18 protein-coding genes are annotated in these 21,223 nt (G+C 62.0%); 11 read left to right on the forward strand and 7 right to left on the reverse strand.

What is annotated here, in order from left to right; translation table 11 throughout:
- The first annotated feature begins 184 nt into the window (after positions 1-184).
- Both HBO24_RS19230 and HBO24_RS19235 read left to right on the forward strand, forming a co-directional pair.
- Entirely contained in the window at positions 185-1,504 is a 1,320-nt protein-coding gene (locus tag HBO24_RS19230; RefSeq protein WP_057439396.1) for an MFS transporter, read from the forward strand.
- Between the two features lie 301 nt (positions 1,505-1,805).
- Positions 1,806-2,438, forward strand: coding sequence for a flavin reductase family protein (locus HBO24_RS19235; RefSeq protein WP_057439395.1), 633 nt, complete (start codon positions 1,806-1,808; stop codon positions 2,436-2,438).
- 162 nt (positions 2,439-2,600) lie between these two features.
- Here the strand turns inward: HBO24_RS19235 and HBO24_RS19240 are convergent, their stop codons facing one another.
- Entirely contained in the window at positions 2,601-2,882 is a 282-nt protein-coding gene (locus HBO24_RS19240) for a hypothetical protein (protein WP_057439394.1), read from the reverse strand.
- An 8-nt stretch (positions 2,883-2,890) separates the two neighbouring features.
- Complete coding sequence (locus HBO24_RS19245; protein ID WP_057958661.1) at positions 2,891-3,232, reverse strand: antibiotic biosynthesis monooxygenase family protein; 342 nt, start codon at positions 3,230-3,232, stop codon at positions 2,891-2,893.
- A gap of 328 nt (positions 3,233-3,560) precedes the next feature.
- Between HBO24_RS19245 and HBO24_RS19250 the strand changes: the two genes are divergently transcribed.
- Positions 3,561-4,490, forward strand: a complete 930-nt coding sequence (locus HBO24_RS19250) for an AraC family transcriptional regulator (RefSeq protein WP_057439392.1) — start codon at positions 3,561-3,563, stop codon at positions 4,488-4,490.
- Between the two features lie 104 nt (positions 4,491-4,594).
- Here the strand turns inward: HBO24_RS19250 and HBO24_RS19255 are convergent, their stop codons facing one another.
- The 4 genes from HBO24_RS19255 to edd form a co-directional block, all read right to left on the reverse strand.
- On the reverse strand, positions 4,595-6,049 hold the full coding sequence (locus tag HBO24_RS19255) for an ATP-binding protein (protein WP_115128843.1): 1,455 nt from the start codon (positions 6,047-6,049) through the stop codon (positions 4,595-4,597).
- Positions 6,039-6,770, reverse strand: coding sequence for a response regulator transcription factor (locus tag HBO24_RS19260; RefSeq protein WP_057439391.1), 732 nt, complete (start codon positions 6,768-6,770; stop codon positions 6,039-6,041). Before HBO24_RS19260 ends, HBO24_RS19255 begins: the two co-directional genes overlap by 11 nt.
- Before the next feature lie 126 nt (positions 6,771-6,896).
- A complete protein-coding gene (locus tag HBO24_RS19265; RefSeq protein ID WP_115128844.1) occupies positions 6,897-7,853 on the reverse strand; it encodes a glucokinase in 957 nt (318 codons plus the stop codon).
- Positions 7,850-9,676 carry a phosphogluconate dehydratase gene (gene edd / locus HBO24_RS19270; protein WP_057439389.1) on the reverse strand — a complete coding sequence of 609 codons (1,827 nt, stop codon included), beginning with the start codon at positions 9,674-9,676 and terminating at the stop codon, positions 7,850-7,852. Before edd ends, HBO24_RS19265 begins: the two co-directional genes overlap by 4 nt.
- Before the next feature lie 221 nt (positions 9,677-9,897).
- Between edd and gap the strand changes: the two genes are divergently transcribed.
- The 7 genes from gap (at position 9,898) to HBO24_RS19305 (ending at position 18,905) form a co-directional block, all read left to right on the forward strand.
- Complete coding sequence (gene gap / locus HBO24_RS19275) at positions 9,898-10,899, forward strand: type I glyceraldehyde-3-phosphate dehydrogenase (protein WP_029295415.1); 1,002 nt, start codon at positions 9,898-9,900, stop codon at positions 10,897-10,899.
- A 186-nt stretch (positions 10,900-11,085) separates the two neighbouring features.
- Positions 11,086-11,604 (forward strand): sigma-70 family RNA polymerase sigma factor, encoded by a 519-nt coding sequence (locus HBO24_RS19280; RefSeq protein ID WP_057439388.1) that lies wholly within the window; start codon positions 11,086-11,088, stop codon positions 11,602-11,604.
- Between the two features lie 82 nt (positions 11,605-11,686).
- Positions 11,687-12,655, forward strand: a complete 969-nt coding sequence (locus HBO24_RS19285) for a FecR domain-containing protein (protein ID WP_169989570.1) — start codon at positions 11,687-11,689, stop codon at positions 12,653-12,655.
- A 115-nt stretch (positions 12,656-12,770) separates the two neighbouring features.
- Positions 12,771-15,338 carry a TonB-dependent receptor gene (locus HBO24_RS19290; RefSeq protein ID WP_170060113.1) on the forward strand — a complete coding sequence of 856 codons (2,568 nt, stop codon included), beginning with the start codon at positions 12,771-12,773 and terminating at the stop codon, positions 15,336-15,338.
- 127 nt (positions 15,339-15,465) lie between these two features.
- Positions 15,466-16,074, forward strand: a complete 609-nt coding sequence (locus HBO24_RS19295) for a biliverdin-producing heme oxygenase (RefSeq protein WP_115128847.1) — start codon at positions 15,466-15,468, stop codon at positions 16,072-16,074.
- A gap of 161 nt (positions 16,075-16,235) precedes the next feature.
- Positions 16,236-16,640: a YbaN family protein gene (locus tag HBO24_RS19300; RefSeq protein WP_057439386.1), complete on the forward strand. Its 405-nt coding sequence runs from the start codon at positions 16,236-16,238 to the stop codon at positions 16,638-16,640.
- 126 nt (positions 16,641-16,766) lie between these two features.
- Entirely contained in the window at positions 16,767-18,905 is a 2,139-nt protein-coding gene (locus HBO24_RS19305) for a methyl-accepting chemotaxis protein (protein WP_170045684.1), read from the forward strand.
- Positions 18,906-19,052: 147 nt separating this feature from the next.
- On the opposite strand, the gene HBO24_RS19310 is transcribed toward HBO24_RS19305, so the two are convergent.
- Positions 19,053-19,616: a nitroreductase family protein gene (locus HBO24_RS19310; protein WP_170060114.1), complete on the reverse strand. Its 564-nt coding sequence runs from the start codon at positions 19,614-19,616 to the stop codon at positions 19,053-19,055.
- Positions 19,617-19,763: 147 nt separating this feature from the next.
- On the opposite strand from HBO24_RS19310, the gene HBO24_RS19315 reads away from it, so the two are divergent.
- Positions 19,764-21,194 carry a di-heme oxidoredictase family protein gene (locus HBO24_RS19315; RefSeq protein ID WP_170060115.1) on the forward strand — a complete coding sequence of 477 codons (1,431 nt, stop codon included), beginning with the start codon at positions 19,764-19,766 and terminating at the stop codon, positions 21,192-21,194.
- Positions 21,195-21,223: the final 29 nt, after the last annotated feature.

A 21,223-nucleotide genomic window follows, 5' to 3' on the forward strand; every position in this document is an offset into this window, starting at 1 on the left:
GAGGACGGCCGCCATAAGCGGATTTCCGCTCATCGACAAAAAATCATCAGCGACTTTCCGCTCAAAAAAATCCCCCAACCCTTCTAGATCGGGCCCTCACCTGCTTGGCACAGCTCCTGCTATAGGTCCAACCAGGCTGCGCTGACGCGCGCTCCACAAAAACAATGACATGAAGGATCCTTCAATGGATAACTCCAATTCCCTGCCTCTGGGGTCGGCGGCTGCGCCGGCGCAAGCACGCACCACCTCCAGCCGCATCAAGTCGATCTTCAGCGGATCGGTCGGCAATATGGTCGAGTGGTACGACTGGTACGTCTACGCTGCTTTCTCGCTGTACTTCGCCAAGGCCTTCTTCCCTAAAGGCGACACCACCGCCCAACTGCTCAACACCGCCGCGATCTTCGCCGTGGGCTTTTTGATGCGCCCGATTGGCGGCTGGCTGATGGGCCTCTACGCCGACCGCGCAGGCCGTAAAGCCGCGTTGATGGCGTCGGTGCTGCTGATGTGCTTCGGCTCGCTGATCATCGCCCTGAGCCCCGGTTATGAAACCATCGGTGTCGGCGCGCCGATCCTGCTGGTGTTCGCCCGCTTGCTGCAAGGCCTGTCGGTCGGTGGCGAATACGGCACCTCGGCCACCTACCTGAGTGAAATGGCGACCAAGGAACGTCGCGGCTTCTTCTCCAGCTTCCAGTACGTGACCCTGATCTCCGGCCAGCTCATCGCGCTGGCGGTGCTGATCGTGCTGCAACAGATCCTCACCACCGAAGAGCTGTATGCCTGGGGCTGGCGTATCCCGTTTGCCATCGGCGCACTGTGCGCAGTCGTAGCCCTGTACCTGCGACGCGGCATGGAAGAAACCGAGTCGTTCACCAAGAAGGAAAAAGCCAAGGAAAGCGCAATGCGCACCTTGATGCGCCACCCCAAGGAACTGATGACCGTGGTCGGCCTGACCATGGGCGGCACCCTGGCCTTCTACACCTACACCACCTACATGCAGAAGTACCTGGTGAACACTGTCGGCATGAGCATTTCCGACTCCACCACCATTTCTGCGGCCACGCTGTTCCTGTTCATGTGCCTGCAACCGATTGTCGGCGGCCTGTCGGACAAGGTCGGTCGCCGGCCGATCCTGATCGCCTTCGGCATCCTCGGCACCCTGTTCACCGTGCCGATCCTCACCACTCTGCACACCGTCCAGACCTGGTGGGGCGCGTTCTTCCTGATCATGGCGGCGCTGATCATCGTCAGCGGCTACACCTCGATCAACGCCGTGGTGAAGGCCGAGCTGTTCCCTACCGAAATCCGTGCACTGGGCGTCGGCCTGCCTTACGCACTGACCGTGTCGATCTTCGGCGGTACCGCTGAATACATCGCCCTGTGGTTCAAGAGCATCGGCATGGAAACCGGCTACTACTGGTACGTCACCGCGTGTATTGCCGTGTCGCTGCTGGTCTACATCACCATGAAAGACACCCGCAAGCATTCGCGGATCACCACGGACTAAGGGTTCGCCAGGTGTAGAAAAGGGGCCATGTCATGCAAATGATATGGCCCCTTTTTTCATCCCGTCACGACAGCCCTGCCAGTGGCGGACGGCTGTCCCTGCGCCGTACCTACCGGGCACCGGCGATCATCACCAGCAACCAGACGAGCAGGATCATCGACCGGGCGTGCAGACTGGCCGCAGGGCGGTAAAAAACAGGTGGTTGCTGGAGGAAAACTCCATGCGGCACCACCAATCCGATGGAAATCCTGCCCTTGGGCCTGCACTATTGCGCTTTTCCCCGCAGCAGGAACCCCCGTCCATGCCTGACGATATCCATTTCTACGAACCCGCCAACGGCCACGGCCTGCCCCATGACCCGTTCAACGCCATCGTCGGCCCACGCCCGATTGGCTGGATTTCGTCCCAGGACCGCGAAGGCCGCCTGAACCTGGCGCCCTACAGTTTTTTCAATGCCTTCAACTACATCCCGCCGATCATTGGTTTTTCCAGTGTCGGGCGTAAAGACAGCCTGAATAACATCGAACAGACCGGCGAATTTGTCTGGAACCTGGCCACGCGCCCGCTGGCCGAGCAGATGAACCAGAGCTGCGCCGCCGTGTCACCAGAGGTCAACGAGTTTGAATTGGCCGGGCTGACGCCAGTGGCCTCCAAAGTGATCGCTGTGCCGCGGGTCGGCGAAAGCCCGGTGTCGTTCGAGTGCAAGGTCACGCAGATCATTCAGCTGCAACGGGCCGACAAGGAACTGGTGCCCAGTTGGCTGGTGCTTGGCGAAGTGGTCGCGGTGCATATCGCCAAATGGTTGCTCAAGGATGGGGTGTACGACACTGCGGCGGCCGAGCCGATTCTGCGGGGCGGCGGCCCGGCGGATTATTTCCAGCTGGGGCCGGAAGCGCTGTTCAAGATGTACCGCCCAGGGGCTAACAAACCCTGATTGGATCGAATGCAATTAAAAATGTGGGAGCGGCTTGTGTGGGAGCGGGCTTGCTCGCGAAAGCGTCGTGTCAGCCAGCCAATTTGGAACTGATCCACCGCTTTCGCGAGCAAGCCCGCTCCCACACAAACCCCGCGCCCACCGTTGGGTCGGTGGTGTTCTTTAGTTTGTTGCGGTTGCCCAGGCCAGTTGGCCCTCTTCGTCGATATCGCTCAAGCGCTCCAGTTGCTGGGCCGCCGCATCGTCGGCGTCGTCGGCAGTCTTGAACAGTTGGCCATCGAGGATCTTGTGAAAGCGCGGTGCGCTCATGCCGTCCAGTGCCTTGACGGCAATGGCGGCGCTATAGCCGCCCTGGTCTTCGCGCACTAGGGCGGAAACAGCTTCGTGGTGGGCAAATTCTTTACGTGCCATGTTGCAGGTCCTGGCCAATGGAAAGTCGGCCATTCTAAACCCTAACCGGCCAGTTGCAGGTACTCGCCATAAGCCTTGTCGGCGCAGGCGTCAGTGAAGGTCTGGAAGTCCATGCTGCGCACGACCCTGTCGTTCAACAACTCGGTAAACAGCACCAGCGCCGGCGAGCTGAAGTAGGCACTCATGGCCTGTTCGCTGCTCCAGAAACCTGAAACCAGCCAGACATCGGGGTCAACCTGGGAATGCTGCAACGAGAATTGCAGGCAACCCTGAGCCTGACGGCCCGGTTCGATCAAACTGCTCAAGCGTGCACCCAGTTCGGTGCTGCACCCGCTGCGGGCGCGGATGAAGGCCAGATGGCTCGCGGGAATGGGGGTGGACATGTTCGACTCTCCCGTTGAGAAGTGATGCTCGGCAAGCACTGTGAGGGCGTGTTGCCACACAATCAAAGATACGGGCGCAGGCCCCTGCGCGGTTAGTCGATTCCTGCCGGCTTATTGCACAATCCTGCCAGAAGCGTAGACACCCGGTTCGGCCCCAGGCTTTATTGCAGGGACAAGCGCCTTGTTTCAGGCAGATGACAGGCCGGGGGGCTTGCCTGATTCCAGACGCGCCGCAGGATCAGGCAAGGATTGTGCAGAATCGACATAACACGGCTTGCAGCGCCACCGCTAAGCTGTGCCCATCAAAGAAGCATGCAGAGGACGCTCCATGTCGTCGCCCGAACAGCAGTCCATTCCCCTCGATGCCGAGATGGAAAAACAGCGCGCCGAACTGGCCAGCATTGTGCACCGGCACACTTGGGAGGACGGTTCCTACGGCACCGCGATCACTTCGCTCTACCTGAACCGCCACAATACGCCGCGCGACTTCATGCCGGTGCTGGTGGAACCTGCCCTGTGCATCCTCGCCAACGGCAGCAAGGAAGTGCGCCTGGCCGACGAAATCTTTGCCTACGACCCCCTCAACTACCTGGTGTTCTCGGTCGCGATGCCGGTGGCCGGGCGAGTCATCGACGCCACGGTCGAAGACCCCAACCTGTCGGTGCGCATCAATATCGACCCGGCGCAACTGACCGCCCTGATTGCCGAAGCCGGCCCGATGGGGGTGCCCACGCGCCCGACCGCGCGCGGTATGTATGTCGACCGGATCGACACCCAGTTGCTCGACGCCGTCTTGCGCCTGGCACGCCTGCTGGATACGCCCAAAGATATCGCGATGTTGGCGCCGTTGATCAATCGCGAAATCCTCTACCGCTTGCTGCGTGGGCCACAGGGCTATCGCCTGTACGAAATTGCCGTGGCCAATAGCCAGAGCCATCGGGTCAGCCGCGCAATCACCTGGCTGAACGGCAACTACGAACAACCGCTACGCATTGATGACCTGGCCAAGGAAGTGAATCTCAGCGTGTCGACCCTGCACCACCGCTTCAAGGCCATCACGGCCATGAGTCCGTTGCAGTACCAGAAGCAACTGCGCTTGCAGGAAGCGCGGCGCCTGATGATCGCCGAAGGCCTGGAAGCCTCGGCGGCGGGGTATCGGGTGGGGTATGAGAGCCCGTCGCAGTTCAGCCGGGAATACAGCCGATTGTTTGGGGCGCCGCCGCTTAGAGATTTGGCCAGGTTGCGCCAGAGCCTCTGACCTACTGCGGACCGCTGTGGGAGCTGGCTTGCCTGCGATGGCGGTGGGTCAGATGTACCGCTATCGCAGGCAAGCCCGCTCCCACATAGGCTCGGCAGCGCTACTTAGTCCGGGGTGCGGGGCAGTTGCAAGGTCACCCGCAGGCCACCTTCGCGCAAATTCTGCAAACTCACTTCGCCGCCATGGCTATGGGCGATATTGCGTGCAATCCCCAGCCCCAGGCCATAGCCCTGCTGCTGCCCGGCCAGGCGAAAGTGCGGTTCGAAGACCTGCTCCAGACGCTGCTCCGGTACACCGGGCCCCTCGTCATCCACATGCAGGATGAACTGCGCACCATCGTCCTCGATACGCAGATGGGCGTTCTGCCCGTACTTCAAGGCGTTGTCGATCAGGTTGCCAATGCAGCGCTTGAGCGCCAGCGGCTTGCCCGGATAGGCCGTCAACGCCCGGCCGTGCTGGGTCACCCGGCCATTGCCGTTGGGCGCCAGATACGGCTCCACCAGGCAGTCGAGCACATGGTTGAGGTCCACCGGCTCGATGTTCTCGTGGATGTCCGTGTCCTTGACGCACTGCAACGCGCCCTTGACCAGCAGTTCCAGCTCATCCAGGTCACGGCCGAACTTGGCTTGCAGCTTTTCGTCTTCCAGCAGTTCCACCCGCAGCCGCAGGCGTGTGATTGGTGTGCGCAAGTCGTGGGAAATTGCGCTGAACAACTGGCTGCGTTCGGTCAGGTAGCGGCTGATCCGCTCGCGCATGGCATTGAACGCGCGGCCTACCTCCACCACTTCGCTGCCGCCGCCTTCGGCCACCGGCTCCACGTCGGCGCCCAGGGACAGGTCCCGCGCCGCCCGCGCCAGGCGCTTGAGCGGCCGGCTTTGCCAGTGCACCAGCAAGCCGATAAACAGCAACAGAAAGCCGCTGGTCAGCACGATAAACCACACTTGCTGGGACGGCAGGCCCTGTTCTTCGAGGCTGGTGTAGGGCTCGGGCAGCAACGAGGCGATATACAGCCATTCGCCGGCGCCCAATTCGATCTGCGTCACCAGTACCGGCGGGTTGACCGGCTCCAGGGTCAGCGCGTAATGCGCCCAGGAACGTGGCAGCTCATCGAGTTTCAGGCCGGCATTGAAGATGCGCAGGTCTTCGGCACTGACAAACTCCACCGAAAAATGCACATCACTGCCCAGGGTCTGGCGCAGCACTTCGTCCACCGCGCCGAGCACCGCCTGTTTGCGCGGGGTTTGCGGCAAGATCTGCATATCCAGCGGCTTGTCGTTGAGCGTCACCACAAAGCGCGTGCCGCCCATGCTGCGCAACTGGTCGAGCACCAGCGGGCGATAAGCCACCGGCAGGGAACGGAAATAGCTGACGCTGGCGGTCATCGAATGGGCCAGGCTGCGGGCGCTGGTGACCAGGCCCTCAAGCTGGGTGGCGCGCAGCTGCGAGACCCAGATCACGCTGGATAAAGCCTGGGCGAACAGCACCGCCAACAGGGTCAGCAGCAGCATGCGCCCCAACAAGGAACGCGGGACCGGAATGCGCCGGCGCTCAGTGGGCATTGCTGGCAACCACACTGGCCGCCAGTTGGTAACCGCTGCCGCGCACGGTGCGGATCAGCCGTGGCGGTTTCTCGGTGTCGCGCAGGCGTTGTCGCAGGCGGCTGACGGCCATATCGACAATGCGGTCCAGGGGCATCAGGTCACGGCCACGGGTGGCATTGCCAATGGTGTCGCGATCAAGGATTTGCTGCGGGTGATCGAGGAACAGTTTGAGCAGGGCGAAGTCGGCGCCGGAGAGGATGACTTCCTCGCCATCAACGTGAAACAAGCGATGGCTGATCATGTCCAGCCGCCACTCATCAAACACCAGCACATCGCCACCGCTGCGCTCCTGGCCAAACTGGCAGCGGCGCAACAGGGCCTTGATGCGTGCCTGCAGCTCACGGGGGCTGAAGGGTTTACCGATGTAATCGTCGGCGCCCAGCTCCAGGCCGATGACCCGGTCGGCCTCGTCGGAACTGGCGGTGAGCATGATGATCGGCACCTGGGCCTGGCGCGGGTGCTGACGTACCCAGCGGCAGAGGCTGAAGCCGTCTTCGTCGGGCAGCATGACGTCGAGGATCACCAGGTCGCACGGGGCTTCGTCCATGGCTTGGCGAAACCCTGCGCCATTGGGCACGCCCCGCACCTGGAAGCCGGCGCGACTGAGGTAGGTTTGCAGCAACTCGCGGATTTCCTCGTCGTCATCGACGAGAAGAATGGATTTACTGATTACGCTCACGGGGGCCTCCTTGTTGTTATGGGGTGCTCTCTAGGGCCTCTTCGCGGGCAAGCCCACTCCCACATTTTGATTTGTGAACACAATCAAATGTGGGAGTGGGCTTGCCCGCGATGGGGCCATCACTGCCTACGCAAATGCCTGCTCCAACGCCACACCCGCCCCGGTCAACCCGGAATACGGCGCCGTCACCAACCACACCGGGATCCCTTTGAAGTAGTCGCTCATGCAACCTTTGTCCGCAAAGCTCTTGGCAAAGCCACTGTTGATAAAGAACTCGGCAAACCGCGGGATCACCCCGCCCACGATATACACCCCACCCCGGGCGCCGGTGGTCAGCACGTTATTGCCGGCCACGCGGCCCAGCCAGATGCTGAACTGGTCGAGGACCTCCATCGCCACCGGATCGCCAGCCAACCCTGCCGCAGTAATCGCCTCCGGGGTTTCCAATATCGCCGGATGGCCGTCCACCGCGCAGATCGCCCGGTACAGGCGTGGCAGACCGCTACCGCTCAGGGCGGTCTCGGCGCTGACATGCCCGATCTCGTTGTAGATGTGCTGCCACAACTGGGTTTCCCGTGGGCTGCTCAGGGGCAGGTCGACATGCCCGCCCTCGCCCGGCAACGCGGCCCAGCGACCGGCGCCCAGGTCCAGCAAGGTGCCCACGCCCAGCCCTGTGCCTGGGCCGATCACCACGGCCGGGCGCCACGGCTCCGGGGTGCCGGCGCAGACCACGCGGTACTCATCGGGTTGCAGGCGGGTCATGCCCAGGGCCATGGCCGAGAAGTCATTGACCAGCAGCAGCTCGTCCACTTGCAGGGCCTTGCAGAACGCGGTCTTGCTCAGGCGCCAATGGTTGTTGGTGAACTTGAACTCATCACCACTTACCGGCCCGGCCACCGACAGGCACACCGCGCCGATGGAACCCGGCGCCAGGCCTTCCTCGGCGAGGTAGACCTTGATCGCCTCTTCAGGGCTGGCGTGATCCGCCGTGGCCAGCACCCGGATCGAATGCAGTGCCTGGTCCCGCCATAACGCAAACCGGGCGTTGGTACCGCCGATGTCACCAACCAGCGCAAGTTTCACTTAAGTGTCTCCAGGGCAGAGGTAAAGGCGCTGGCGCCCTGCTCTGCGGAGCTTGCGGCCAGGCGCATAAATGCAAACAGCTCGCGACCGGCCCCCACGTTATTGCCCAACAGGCCCGTGGCAGGCGCGCGCGCTGCAAATTCTTCGGCGTCCACCTTAAGCTCGAGGGTGCCTTTGACGCCATCGACGCGAATGATATCGCCATCCTTGACCCGCGCCAGCGCCCCACCGCACTGGGCTTCGGGGCTGACGTGAATCGCGGCGGGAATCTTACCCGAGGCGCCGGACATGCGCCCGTCTGTCACCAATGCGACTTTGAAACCCCGGTCCTGCAACACACCAAGGAACGGCGTCATCTTGTGCAATTCCGGCATGCCATTGGAGCGCGGGCCCTGGAAGCGCATGACCGCGACAAAATCCTTCTCCAACTGGCCGGCCTTGAACGCGTCCGCCAGGTCCTGCTGGTCCTGGAACACCACGGCCGGCGCTTCGACGATTTGATGCTCGAGGGCCACGGCCGAGACTTTCATCACCCCACGGCCGAGGTTGCCTTCCATCACTCGCAAGCCACCCTCCGGGGAGAAGGCACGGGCCACCGGGCGCAGGATGCTTTCGTCGAGGCTTTCGATCGGGCCTTCACGCCAGACCAGTTCGCCATCCACCAGGAATGGCTCCTGGGTGTAGCGGCTCAGGCCATGGCCGGCCACGGTGTTGACGTCTTCGTGGAGCAGGCCGGCTTCCAGCAACTCGCGGATCAGGAACGACATGCCGCCCGCCGCCTGGAAGTGGTTGATATCAGCTTTACCGTTCGGGTACACGTGGGACAGGGTCGGCACCACCTCCGAGAGGTCGGCCATGTCCTGCCAGGTGAGGATGATGCCCGCGGCCATGGCGATGGCCGGCATATGCAGGGTGTGGTTGGTCGAGCCGCCGGTGGCGTTGAGAGCGACGATGGAGTTGACCAGGGACTTTTCGTCGACGATCTCGCCGATCGGTGTGAAGTTGCCATTGGCCTTGGTCAGGCGCGTGACCTGGTGCGCGGCCTCGCGGGTCAGTGCATCGCGCAGCGGTGTGTACGGGTTGACGAACGAAGCGCCGGGCAAGTGCAGGCCCATCACTTCCATCAGCAACTGGTTGGTGTTGGCGGTGCCGTAGAAGGTGCAGGTGCCGGGGCTGTGGTAGGACTTCATCTCCGATTCCAGCAGTTCTTCGCGGCTGGCCTTGCCTTCGGCATAGCGCTGGCGCACATCGGCCTTCTGTTTGTTGGAGATCCCCGAGGGCATCGGCCCGCCGGGCACGAAGATCATCGGCAGATGGCCATAACGCAGGGCGCCCATCATCAGGCCCGGGACGATCTTGTCGCAGATCCCCAGCATCAGCGCGGCGTCGAACATGTTATGGGACAGCGCTACCGCCGTGGACATGGCAATCACTTCGCGGCTGAGCAGGCTCAGTTCCATGCCCGGCTCGCCCTGGGTCACACCGTCGCACATGGCCGGGGTGCCGCCGGCGAACTGGCCGACCGAGCCGACTTCGCGCAGGGCTTTTTTGATCTGTTCCGGGAAATGTTCGTACGGCTGGTGCGCCGAGAGCATGTCGTTATATGACGAAACAATTGCCACGTTGGCGGCATTCATCATCCGCAGGCTGTTTTTATCTTCAGTGCCGCACCCGGCCACGCCGTGGGCAAAGTTGGCGCATTGCAGCTTGCCGCGCATCGGCCCGTCGCTGGCCGCGCCGCGAATCAGCGCAAGGTACGCCTCACGGGTTGCCCGGCTGCGGGCGATAAGGCGTTCGGTGACCTCAAGTACGCGGGGATGCATGTGTAGAACTCCAGGCTAACGGATGTGGCGACCTGAGTGTCTATGCTGATCAAACGCCCACCGCTCATGGGATGGCAGGGAGTCGTTTGGATCATCGGACCAGTTGATTCAGGTCACTCGTTGTAGATTGAACAAAATATTGCCACTAAAAAGGCTTGTTTTCTATTTTTATGCGAATAATCTTGTAATTCTTACAACAAATCGACGACAGGCGCTTTCAAATGACTCTTCGGATTGCAATCAATGGTTTTGGCCGTATTGGCCGCAACGTCCTGCGCGCACTTTATACCCAAGGTTACCGCCAGGATTTGCAGATCGTCGCCATCAATGATCTGGGCGACAGTTCGATCAATGCCCACCTGCTCAAATACGACACCGTCCATGGCACTTTCGATGCAGAGGTTGCTCACGATCAGGAAAGCCTGACCGTCAATGGCGACCGGATCGCCGTGAGTGCCATTCGCAACCCCGCCGACCTGCCGTGGGCGGCGCACAAGATCGACGTGGTGTTCGAATGCACCGGTCTGTTCACCGACCGTGACAAGGCCGCGGCCCATATTAGCGCCGGCGCGCGCAAGGTCATTATCTCGGCCCCGGCCAAGGGCGCGGATGCCACCGTGGTCTACGGGGTCAACCATGACATCTTGCGTCAATCCCACCAGATCATCTCCAACGCCTCCTGCACTACCAACTGCCTGGCGCCGGTGGCCCAGGTGCTGCACCGCGAATTGGGTATCGAAAGCGGCCTGATGACCACCATCCACGCCTACACCAATGACCAGAACCTGACCGACGTCTACCACACCGACCCGTACCGCGCCCGCTCGGCCACGCAGAACATGATCCCGAGCAAGACCGGTGCAGCCGAAGCGGTGGGCCTGGTCCTGCCGGAACTGGCGGGCAAGCTGACGGGCATGGCGGTGCGCGTGCCGGTGATCAACGTGTCGCTGGTGGACCTGACCGTGCAACTGAAAAAAGAAGCCACGGCCGATGAGGTCAACGCGCTGCTCAAAGAAGCCAGCCAACACTCGAAAATCCTCGGCTACAACACCCTGCCGCTGGTTTCCAGTGACTTCAACCATAACCCGCTGTCGTCGATCTTCGACGCCAACCACACCAAGTCCAGCGGCAAGCTGCTCAAGGTACTGGCGTGGTACGACAACGAATGGGGCTTCTCCAACCGTATGCTGGATAACTGCCTGGCGCTGTGTAACGCCGAGTAACCCCCCCTGTGGGAGCGGGCTTGCTCGCGAATGCGGTGGGTCAGTCAATACATTCATTACTGACCCACCGCATTCGCGAGCAAGCCCGCTCCCACATTTGTCTTGCGTGGGTTCAGAGAAATAGCCACTTGCCATTTGCGTTGATGATAAGCATTATCATTAACTGCCAATTGGTCCGGTATCACTGTGAGCCTATCTCGCTTCAATCAAGTCTTCCTCACCCAACGGGTGGTGCTACTGCGCACCTTGCAGCGGATGGTGAATAACCACAGCACCGCCGAGGACCTGTTGCAGGAAACCTACCTGCGCGTCACCCGGGCGCTCAGCGAGCGACCGATTGATCACCTCGAACCTTTCGTGTTCCAGACCGCACGCAACCTGGCCCTCGACCATCTGCGCGCGCGTCGGATCCAGTCCCGCACCCTGCAGGAAGATGTCCCATTGGATGTCCTGCAAAGCGTCGCCTCCCCGGTCACGACGCCCGAAGATGCCGCCCACGCCGAGCAATTGCTGGAGCACCTGAGTGTCAGCCTCGGACAGTTGAGCGCCCGCCAGCAGCAGATCTTTATCCTCAGCCGCCTGCACGGCTGCAGCTATCAGGAGATTGCCGACCAGTTGCAGGTGTCCTTGAGCACCGTGCAAAAGGAACTGAAATTGATCATGGCCATCTGCATAGGTGTGGCCGAACGACTCGATCACCCTTAAGCTTTGTCGGGACAAGCCGACAGAAATGTCGCAAAAATACGCAAGACACTGAATAAAACGTGGCGAAGACCCGAGGAACACCGTGACGGACCCGAACAAACTGCACCCCCATGAGCTGGCTCATGAGGTGTTGCAACATGCGGCCATGGACCAAGCCCTCGACTGGCTGATCGCTTTGCAATGCCCGCAGCCAGGCCAGCAGGCCGAGTTCCAGGCCTGGCTCGCCGCCGACCCGAGTCACGCCCAAGCCTTCGCCAAAGCCCAGGCCGCCTGGGGCGGTGCGCCGGTACACAGCGCCGCCGTGGCCCTCAATGCACCGCGCAAGCCCAGCGCCTGGCGGCGCATCAAGCCGCACTGGAAGCCCTTGGCCACGGCGGCGGTGTTGCTGCTCGGGCTGTTCAGCTTCAGCAACCTGCCGGTGCGCCTGCAGGCCGACCATTTGACCGTGGTCGGCGAGCGCCAGCGCCTGCAGCTGGATGACGGCTCCAAGGTGCTGCTCAATACCAATTCGGCGTTTTCCAGCACCATCGACGAACATCAGCGCATCGCCCGCCTGTACCAGGGCGAGGCGTTTTTCGAAGTCGCGGCCAACCGTGGCCTGCCCCTGCAAATCGACGCCGGCCCAGTGCGCGCCAGTGTCAGCGATACGGCATTCGCTGTGCGTTATCTCAACGGTGAGGCCCAGGTTCAGGTGCAACGCGGAGACGTTGACCTGAGTACCCCCTTCGGCAACAACCGGGTGCGCCTGAGTGCCGGCGAAAGCATCCGCGTCGGCCCCAAGGGCTTCGGCCAACCCTCCAAGCTCGATGCGACCAAGGAGCTGGCGTGGGTCCAGGGCCGACTGGTCTTTGAAAACTGCCCGATGAGTGAAGTGCTGGCAGAGCTGCGGCGCTATTACCCGGGCTGGATCGTCAACACCAACGAGCAACTGGCCAGCGTCGCGGTGACCGGTAATTACCGCCTGGACCAGCCCCTGGACGTGGTGCGCTCCCTGGCGCATATCACCTCGGCCAGGCTCTCGGAGTTCCCCGCGCTAGTCATTCTCAATTGAGAATAATTATTTTTACTCGATAACCTCTGCTGGTACGTCTCGTCTTAGCCAATGCAACTGATTCCTATTTGATTCAGGCTCGCAACTATAAGACTCGTACCTCGGAGCGCTCTCGATGTCCTCTCGTTTCAACCGCCGGTCCTCTTCGCCCACGCTTTGCCTGCTGGCCGCCGCGATCCTGTTGGCAGGCAGCCCGGTCCTGACGGCCACTGCCGCCGAACCCGCTGCGCGCAGCCACGCCAATTACACCTTCAGCATCGAGCAGCAATCCCTGGTGTCGGCGCTCAACGCCTTTACCGCCGTCACCGGCTGGCAGATCGGCCTGCCCGCCGAACTGGGCCAAGGGGTTTCCTCCCCCGGCGCACGGGGCTCACTGACACCGGAAAAGGCCCTGGATCGGCTGTTGGTGGGGACCAACCTGAACTACCGCAAACTGGGTAACAACAACATCGTCCTGGAAAAGCGCACGGCGGGCAGTGCTATCACCCTGCAGCAAATGACCATCAGCGCCACCCGTCAGGAACAAGCGGTAGACAGCGTGCCCAGCACCGTCACCGTGCATGGGCGCGAGGAGCTGGACCGCCAGAACGTCAACACCATCCGCGAACTGGTGCGCTACGAACCGGGCGTCTCGGTCGGTGGCGCGGGCACCCGCTCCGGTAACTCCGGCTACAACATTCGCGGGATCGACGGCGACCGCATCCTCACCCAGGTCGACGGTGTAGAGGTGCCGGACAACTTCTTCAACGGCCCGTACGCCAAGACCCGGCGCAACTATGTCGACCCGGAAATCGTCAAGCGCGTGGAAATCATCCGTGGCCCGGCCTCGGCCCTGTACGGCAGCAGCGCCATCGGCGGCGCCGTCAGCTACTTCACCCTCGATCCGGATGACATCATCAAGCCCGGCCAGGATGTGGGCGCGCGGCTGAAGACCGGCTACAGCTCGGCGGACGAAAGCTGGCTGACCTCCGGCACCGTCGCCGGCCGGGTGCAGGACTTCGACGGTTTGCTGCACCTGAGCCAGCGCAACGGCCACGAGATGGAGTCTCATAACGGCAACAACGCCACCGGCCTGGCCCGCACCGGCGCCAACCCGGAAGACGTGCGCACCACCAACGTGCTGGCCAAGCTGGGCTGGAACTACGGCGAAGACAACCGCCTGGGCCTGACCTACGAGAAGTACAAGGACGACCGCGACATCAACCAGAAAAGTGCGGTAGGCGGGATCTTCCTCGAGGGCCAGGGCACGAACATGTACCGTGACCGCCGCGGTAACGACACCATCACCCGCGAACGCTTTGGCCTGGAGAACAAGTTTTCACTCGACTCGCCGATTGCCGATCACATCAAGACCAGCCTCAACTACCAGATCGCCAAGACCGACCAGGCCACCAGCGAAATCTATCAGGCCGGCCGCCGCGTGCTGCGTACCCGCGACACCCTCTACGAAGAAAAGCAGTGGGTGTTCGACGCGCAGTTGGACAAGGCCTTCGTCATCGGCGTTACCGATCACCTGCTGACCTACGGCACCACGATCAAGCAGCAGAAAGTCACCGGTTCGCGCGAAGGTGCGGCGACCTGCCTGGCTGTAGGCGCGGGCTGCACTGCCATCGGCGCACCGAGCCCAACCCCTGCCGACAGCGTGAAAAAAGCCAGCGATTTCCCCGATCCGACCATCAACAGCTACGCGCTGTTTGCCCAGGATCAGATCAGCTGGAATGACTGGACCTTCCTGCCCAGCCTGCGCTACGACTACATCCAGCTCAAACCCAAACTGACCGAAGCGTTCCTCAATACCACCGACCCGGACCGCAAGTACCCCCACGACGACTCGAACAAAACCTGGCATCGCTTCTCGCCAAAACTGGGCGTGACCTACGCACTGACCGAGCAGTACACCTGGTTTGGCCAGTACGCCGAAGGTTTCCGCACGCCATCAGCCAAAGCGCTGTATGGCCGTTTTGAAAACCTGGAAGAAAACTATGTCGTCGAGCCCAACTCGAACCTCAAGCCGGAAACCAGCAAAAGCTACGAAACCGGAATCCGTGGCAACTTCGACTCAGGCAATTTCGACGTCGCAGTGTTCTATAACAAGTACCGTGACTTCATTGACGAGGACAACGCCGCGCTGAGCCCAACCGGTACCATCTTCCAGCCCGGCAATATCAAGCGCGCCACCATCAAGGGCATGGAGGTCAAAGGGCGCCTGAACCTGGACGCCTTCGGTGCACCGCAAGGCCTGTACAGCAAAGGCGCGATTGCCTACGCCCACGGCCGCAACGATGAAACCGGCCAGCCGCTGAACAGCGTCAACCCGCTCAAGGGTGTATTCGGCCTGGGCTACGACCAGGACACCTACGGTGCGCTGGTCAGTTGGACCCTGGTCAAGAAACAGAACCGGGTGGACAGCGCCACGTTCTTTACCCCGACCGGCATCAAGGCCAACGGCCCGTTCAAGACCCCGGGCTTTGGCATCGTCGACCTGACCGGCTTCTACAAAGTCACCGACGAGCTGACCGTCAACGGCGGCCTGTACAACCTGACCGACAAGAAATACTGGAACTGGGATGACGTGCGCAGCTACGACGGCGTGGGCGAAGCCGGCGTGACCTCGCCGGCCAGCCTGGACCGCCTGACCCAGCCAGGGCGTAACTTTGCGATCAACCTGATCTGGGACATCTGACCCACGCCCCCCCGCCTCGCCGGCTTTATCGCCGGCCGGGTGAGGATTTTTTACTGTGACGCGTCTTCTTGTTCGTCTAGTAATAACAGCCTGGCAACAAGGCGCTTTTCCTTCTCAAGGACATCCAATGACCGCTTCCACCACCACAGAACGCGCAAGCCTGCGCTCCCAGCGCCTGAACCAGATCACCCACGAGCCACACACCAAGCTCGACGCCCTGGTCAAGGCTCACGCCCCGTTTGAAACCCAGGCCAACTTCGCCCGTTTCGTGGTCGCGCAGTACCTGTTCCAGTCGGAACTGGTGGCGCTGTACAACGATCCCGAGCTGATCAAGCTGGTGCCCGACCTGGCCGAGCGCTGCCGCGCCGACGCCGCCAAGCTGGACCTGGCCGACCTGGAAACCGAAGTGCCTGCCCCCGTGGCCGGTGCCGTGCAGAACCCGAGCAAGGCCGAGGCCCTGGGCTGGCTGTTCGTCTCCGAAGGCTCCAAGCTGGGCGCGGCATTCCTGATCAAACGTGCCGTTGGCCTGGGCCTGAGCGAAACCTTCGGGGCCCGCCACCTCGGCGAGCCGGCCGGTGGCCGTGCCGAAGGTTGGAAGCGCTTCACCCGCACCCTCGATAGCCTGGAGCTGAGCGCCGAAGAAGAAGCGGCGGCGGAAAAAGGTGCAGTGGATGCCTTTGTACGCTTCACCGTGTTGCTGGAACAGGCGTACGCTAGCGCCCCAGAACTGGCCTGACCCGCTGCTGGCATGTCATGAATGTGGGAGCTGGCTTGCCTGCGATAGCATCGCCTCGGTCTAACTGATACACCGAAGCGTCCGCATCGCAGGCAAGCCAGCCCCCACATGTTGATCGCGCTCCATTTGCAGATTTTTCGAAACCCAGACAAATCGTACCTATGACAGCCCCCGCCCCCTCCTCCTCCAAGCTCGCCCGAATCCTGTTCGGCCTGCTGGCCTATGTCAGCCTGGGGATCGGCTTGATCGCAATTGTCATACCGGGCCTGCCCACCACCGAATTCATCCTGCTGGCCGCTTGGGCTGCCACCAAGAGCTCGCCGCGCCTGAGCGCGTGGCTGGAAAACCACCGGCTGTTCGGGCCGATCCTGTTCAACTGGCGCAACGGCAAGATCATCGCGCGCCGGGCCAAGGTCAGCGCCACCGTGAGCATGCTGCTGTGTGCCGGCCTGATGCTGGTGATGCTCGATCACGGGTGGCCGATCTACCTGGCGATCGCCGGCATGAGCCTGGGCAACCTGTGGATCTGGTCACGCCCCGAACGCCTGGCGCGAACCCCCGCCTGAGCGCCCTACCGCTCATCGCCTGTTCCTCATGAATTACCCGTCGGTGCCGATGTTCCGGGCATAGCGCCGAATGGACTTGGCCGTTGCCCTGCTTGCACACCAACAAGTCCAATCGCGAGTAAGCCCATGTTCGACACCCTCTCCATCCGCTTGAAAATCGTGCTGCTCTCCGGCCTCTGCCTGTTGGGGGTGATTGCGCTGATCGTCAGCCTGAACATCTACCAGACCAACCAGAACGACCAACTGGTCAGCGCCTCAAGTTCGCAGATGCTCACCACCAGCGTGGAAAACCTGCTCCAGGCCAAGGCCGCCGAGCAGGCGGTGCAAGTACAGAAAGCCTTCGGCGAGAGCCTGTTGGTGGTCACCGCACTCGCCGATCAGGTCAAGGACTTGCGCAACATGGCCGCCAAGCGTTCGCTGGAAGCAGGGGCCGTGCGCGAGGAGCTCAATCAGCAGATCAAGACCGCCTTCGAGCGCAACACCAAGGTACTGGGGATCTGGTTGTCGTTTGAACCCAACGGCCTGGATGGCAAGGACAGCGAATTTATCGACGACAAGCTGCGCGCCTCCAACGAAGCCGGGCGTTTCTCCAGCTATTGGAGCCGGGCCGGCGGTGAAGGCCTGAACACGATCATGGTGGAAGCGGACCTGACCAAGACCACCCTCAATCTCAGCGGCACGCCCTACAACATCTGGTACACCTGCCCACGGGATACCCGCAGCGTTTGCCTGTTGGACCCGTACGCCGACGAAGTGGCCGGCAAGTCGATGCTGATGACCACCATCTCCCTGCCGCTGCTGGCCGACGGCAAGGTGATTGGGGTGATCGGCATCGACATTGCCCTGGACGCCCTGCAAGCGGCGGCCAATACCGCGCAAAAAGAGCTGTTCGACGGCGCCGGGATCATGGAAATCCTCTCCAGCAGTGGCCTGATCGCCGGCTACAGTGGCGAGCCGGACAAGGTCGGCAAGAGCATCGTCGATATGCTTGGCGGCGAAGGCAAAGAGATCGTGCAACTACTGGCCAGTGAAACGCGCAAGGTCCGCGAGCAAAACGACACGATCCGCGCGGTATATCCGCTCAAGCCGATTGCCGGTGCCAAGCCCTGGGGCGTGTTGATTTCGCTGCCCAAGGACGTGCTGCTGGCTGATTCGGTCAAGTTGCAAGGCGTGCTCGACGACGCCCAGGCCCGCGGCACACTCCAGGCGTTGCTGGTGGGCGCCGTGGCTGGCCTGCTGGGCCTGCTGCTGATATGGCTGACCGCGACGGGTGTGACTCGCCCGATCAACAGCGTGGCGGCGATGCTCAAGGATATTGCCAGCGGCGACGGCGACCTGACCCAGCGCCTGACTTACACGAAAAAAGACGAACTGGGGGAGCTGGTCAGTTGGTTCAATCGCTTCCTCGACAAGCTGCAGCCGACCATCGCCCAGATCAAGCAGAGCATCACTGAAGCCCGTGGCACTGCGGATCAGTCCTCGGAAATCGCGCGTCAGACCAGCGAAGGCATGCAGGTGCAATTTCGCGAGATCGACCAGGTGGCCACCGCCTCCAACGAGATGAGCGCCACCGCCCATGAGGTGGCCAACAGTGCCTCAAATGCGGCCAGTGCAGCACGCGGCGCCGATCAATCGGCCCGTGAAGGCATGGCGATTATCGAGCGCAGTACCCGCGATATCACCACCCTCGCCGAAGAAGTCAGCAAGGCAGTGACCGAGGTCGAAGCCCTGGCGGTCAACAGTGAGCAGATCGGCTCGGTGCTGGAGGTGATCCGCAGCATTGCCGAGCAGACCAACCTGCTGGCGCTCAACGCGGCGATTGAAGCGGCACGCGCCGGGGAAAGCGGACGGGGTTTTGCGGTAGTGGCAGACGAAGTGCGCAACCTGGCGCGACGCACCCAGGACTCAGTGGAAGAAATCCGCCTGGTCATCGAACGTATCCAGAGCGCTACCCGTGGGGTAGTGACCACCATGCATTCGAGCCAGAGCCAGGCGCAGAACAACGCCGGGCAGATCCAGCAGGCGGTCCAGGCCCTGGGCAAGATCAGCGATGCGGTGACGGTGATCAGCGACATGAACCTGCAAATCGCCAGCGCTGCCGAAGAACAGAGCGCCGTGGCCGAAGAGGTCAACCGCAACGTTTCAGCGATCCGTACCGTGACCGAGACCTTGACCGGTCAGGCCACTGAATCGGCGGCGATCAGCAGCCAGTTGAATGCATTGGCCAACCAGCAGATGAAACTGATGGATCAGTTCCGGGTGTAGACCCAGGTCCGGAAAACGATGAAATACCCCATGTGGGAGCGGGCTTGCTCGCGATAGCGGTGGACCCGTCAATAAATCCGGCGACTGACACTGCGCTATCGCGGGCAGGCCCGCTCCCACATAAAGCACCAGCAGATTTGCGGTGAGTCAGACACCGGTCCAGGCGCTGACAAACGCCGTGATGTCTTCTTTCGCCGCCGTCCGCGGCGGGTTTTGCGCAGTGCCCAAATAAAGGAAGCCAATCACTTCCTCACCCGCACTCAACCCCAACCCCTTGGCCACATGCGCCGAATACGACAAATCCCCGGTCCGCCACACCGCACCAATGTCCTGGGCATACGCCGCCAGCAAAATACCGTGGGCCGCACAGGCCGCCGCCAGCAATTGCTCGGACTTGGGCACCTTGAAGTGCTCCTGCAGACGGGCAATCACCACCACCACCAACGGCGCACGCGACGGGCCATTCTGCGCCTTGTCGATCACCGCTTGCGGGGCCTCGGGGTCTTGCAGGCGGGCCGCTTCGGCCAGCAGGGTGCCCATTTGCTCGCGAGCTGCGCCTTCCACGGTGAGGAAGCGCCACGGCCGCAGTTGGCCGTGGTCCGGCGCACGCATGGCTGCCGCGAACAGCACTTCGCGCTGCTCGGCAGTAGGGGCCGGTTCCAGCAGGCGCGGTACGGAAACACGGTTGAGCAAAGCGTCGAGAGCCTGCATTGGCCACCTCCAAAAAAAATGTGCGGTCATTCTAGCGGGAATGCATCAGATTGGAGCAAACGATAATTGCTCTTATTCAATCCGCCCCGCCCTGTTAGACTTTGCCCCTGAGTTTCATCCACCCTCGCCCGTCTTCCAGGATTCTTGATGCCCCGTTTGCTTCTTCGCCTGTCTGCACTCTTGATGGCCGTGAGCCTGAGTGCCTGCGATGACGCCCCGCCGCCGACGTTTACCCAGGCCGAGCCCGGTGAAGCCCGTTCGGGGGACAGCACCACGGTGCGCAAGACCGACCAGAATGCCTTTTCACTGCCGTCGGCCAACCTGGCACCAACACGCCGCCTGGACTTCAGCGTCGGCAACAGTTTTTTCCGCAATCCATGGGTGATCGCCCCGGCCACCACCACCGCCCGCGACGGGCTGGGGCCGCTGTTCAACACCAATGCTTGCCAGAACTGCCATATCAAGGACGGGCGCGGCCATCCGCCCGCGCCTGAGGCCAACAATGCGGTGTCGATGCTGGTACGCCTGTCGATCCCGGATTCGCCGCCCTATGCCAAGGTCATCGAACAGTTGGGGATCGTGCCCGAGCCGGTGTATGGCGGGCAGTTGCAGGACATGGCCGTGCCCGGTGTCGTCCCGGAAGGCAAGGTGCGGGTCGACTACACACCGGTCAACGTCACGTTCAAGGACGGTACGGTGGTGGAGTTGCGCAAGCCGAGCCTGCAGATCACCCAGCTCGGCTACGGGCCGATGCACCCGGATACGCGGTTTTCCGCCCGTGTAGCACCGCCGATGATCGGCCTGGGCCTGCTCGAAGCCATCAGCGACGCGGACATCCTGCAAAACGCCAGCAAACGCCCGGACAAAAACGGTGTGCTCGGCCGCCCGAACTGGGTCTGGGACGATGCCCAGCAAAAAACCGTGCTCGGGCGCTTTGGCTGGAAAGCCGGGCAGCCGAACCTCAATCAACAAAATGTTCACGCGTTCTCTGGTGATATGGGCCTGACCACCAGCCTGCGGCCCATGGACGACTGCACCGACGCACAGGTTGCCTGTAAGCAGGCGCCCAACGGCAACGGCGAAAATGGCGAGCAGGAAGTCAGCGATAACATCCTGCGCCTGGTGCTGTTCTACACCCGGAACCTGGCCGTGCCCGCCCGACGCGACGTCAACACGCAACAAGTGCTGGACGGCAAGAACCTGTTTTTCCAGGCCGGTTGCCAGGCATGCCACACACCGAAGTTCACCACCGCCAGCAATGCTGCCGAACCGGAGCTGGCCAACCAGGTCATCCGCCCGTACAGCGATTTGCTGCTGCACGACATGGGCGAGGGCCTGGCCGATAACCGCAGCGAGTTCAAGGCCGGTGGCCGCGACTGGCGCACGCCGCCGTTGTGGGGCATTGGCCTGACGCAAAACGTCAGTGGCCACACCCAGCTCCTGCATGACGGCCGTGCCCGCAACCTGCTCGAAGCCGTGCTGTGGCACGGCGGTGAGGCCCAGGCGGCGCAGCAACAGGTGTTGTCTTTTAATGCGCAGCAGCGAGCAGCATTGCTCGCGTTCCTGAATTCTCTATAAGCTTTGCCCCAATTATTGAAGGGAGCTCG

The sequence above is a fragment of the Pseudomonas sp. WS 5410 genome, assembly GCF_012985645.1.
Taxonomy (GTDB): Bacteria; Pseudomonadota; Gammaproteobacteria; order Pseudomonadales; family Pseudomonadaceae; genus Aquipseudomonas; species Aquipseudomonas shahriarae.

Coding starts and splice junctions, on each gene's coding strand:
- HBO24_RS19290 (WP_170060113.1), top strand. CDS start 12,771: ATGTCCTCTCGTTTCAACCGCCGGTCCTCTTCGCCCACGCTTTGCCTG.
- HBO24_RS19300 (WP_057439386.1), top strand. CDS start 16,236: ATGACAGCCCCCGCCCCCTCCTCCTCCAAGCTCGCCCGAATCCTGTTC.
- HBO24_RS19235 (WP_057439395.1), top strand. CDS start 1,806: ATGCCTGACGATATCCATTTCTACGAACCCGCCAACGGCCACGGCCTG.
- HBO24_RS19245 (WP_057958661.1), bottom strand. CDS start 3,232: ATGTCCACCCCCATTCCCGCGAGCCATCTGGCCTTCATCCGCGCCCGC.
- HBO24_RS19240 (WP_057439394.1), bottom strand. CDS start 2,882: ATGGCCGACTTTCCATTGGCCAGGACCTGCAACATGGCACGTAAAGAA.
- HBO24_RS19310 (WP_170060114.1), bottom strand. CDS start 19,616: ATGCAGGCTCTCGACGCTTTGCTCAACCGTGTTTCCGTACCGCGCCTG.
- HBO24_RS19305 (WP_170045684.1), top strand. CDS start 16,767: ATGTTCGACACCCTCTCCATCCGCTTGAAAATCGTGCTGCTCTCCGGC.
- edd (WP_057439389.1), bottom strand. CDS start 9,676: ATGCATCCCCGCGTACTTGAGGTCACCGAACGCCTTATCGCCCGCAGC.
- HBO24_RS19295 (WP_115128847.1), top strand. CDS start 15,466: ATGACCGCTTCCACCACCACAGAACGCGCAAGCCTGCGCTCCCAGCGC.
- HBO24_RS19250 (WP_057439392.1), top strand. CDS start 3,561: ATGTCGTCGCCCGAACAGCAGTCCATTCCCCTCGATGCCGAGATGGAA.
- HBO24_RS19230 (WP_057439396.1), top strand. CDS start 185: ATGGATAACTCCAATTCCCTGCCTCTGGGGTCGGCGGCTGCGCCGGCG.
- HBO24_RS19255 (WP_115128843.1), bottom strand. CDS start 6,049: ATGCCCACTGAGCGCCGGCGCATTCCGGTCCCGCGTTCCTTGTTGGGG.
- gap (WP_029295415.1), top strand. CDS start 9,898: ATGACTCTTCGGATTGCAATCAATGGTTTTGGCCGTATTGGCCGCAAC.
- HBO24_RS19315 (WP_170060115.1), top strand. CDS start 19,764: ATGCCCCGTTTGCTTCTTCGCCTGTCTGCACTCTTGATGGCCGTGAGC.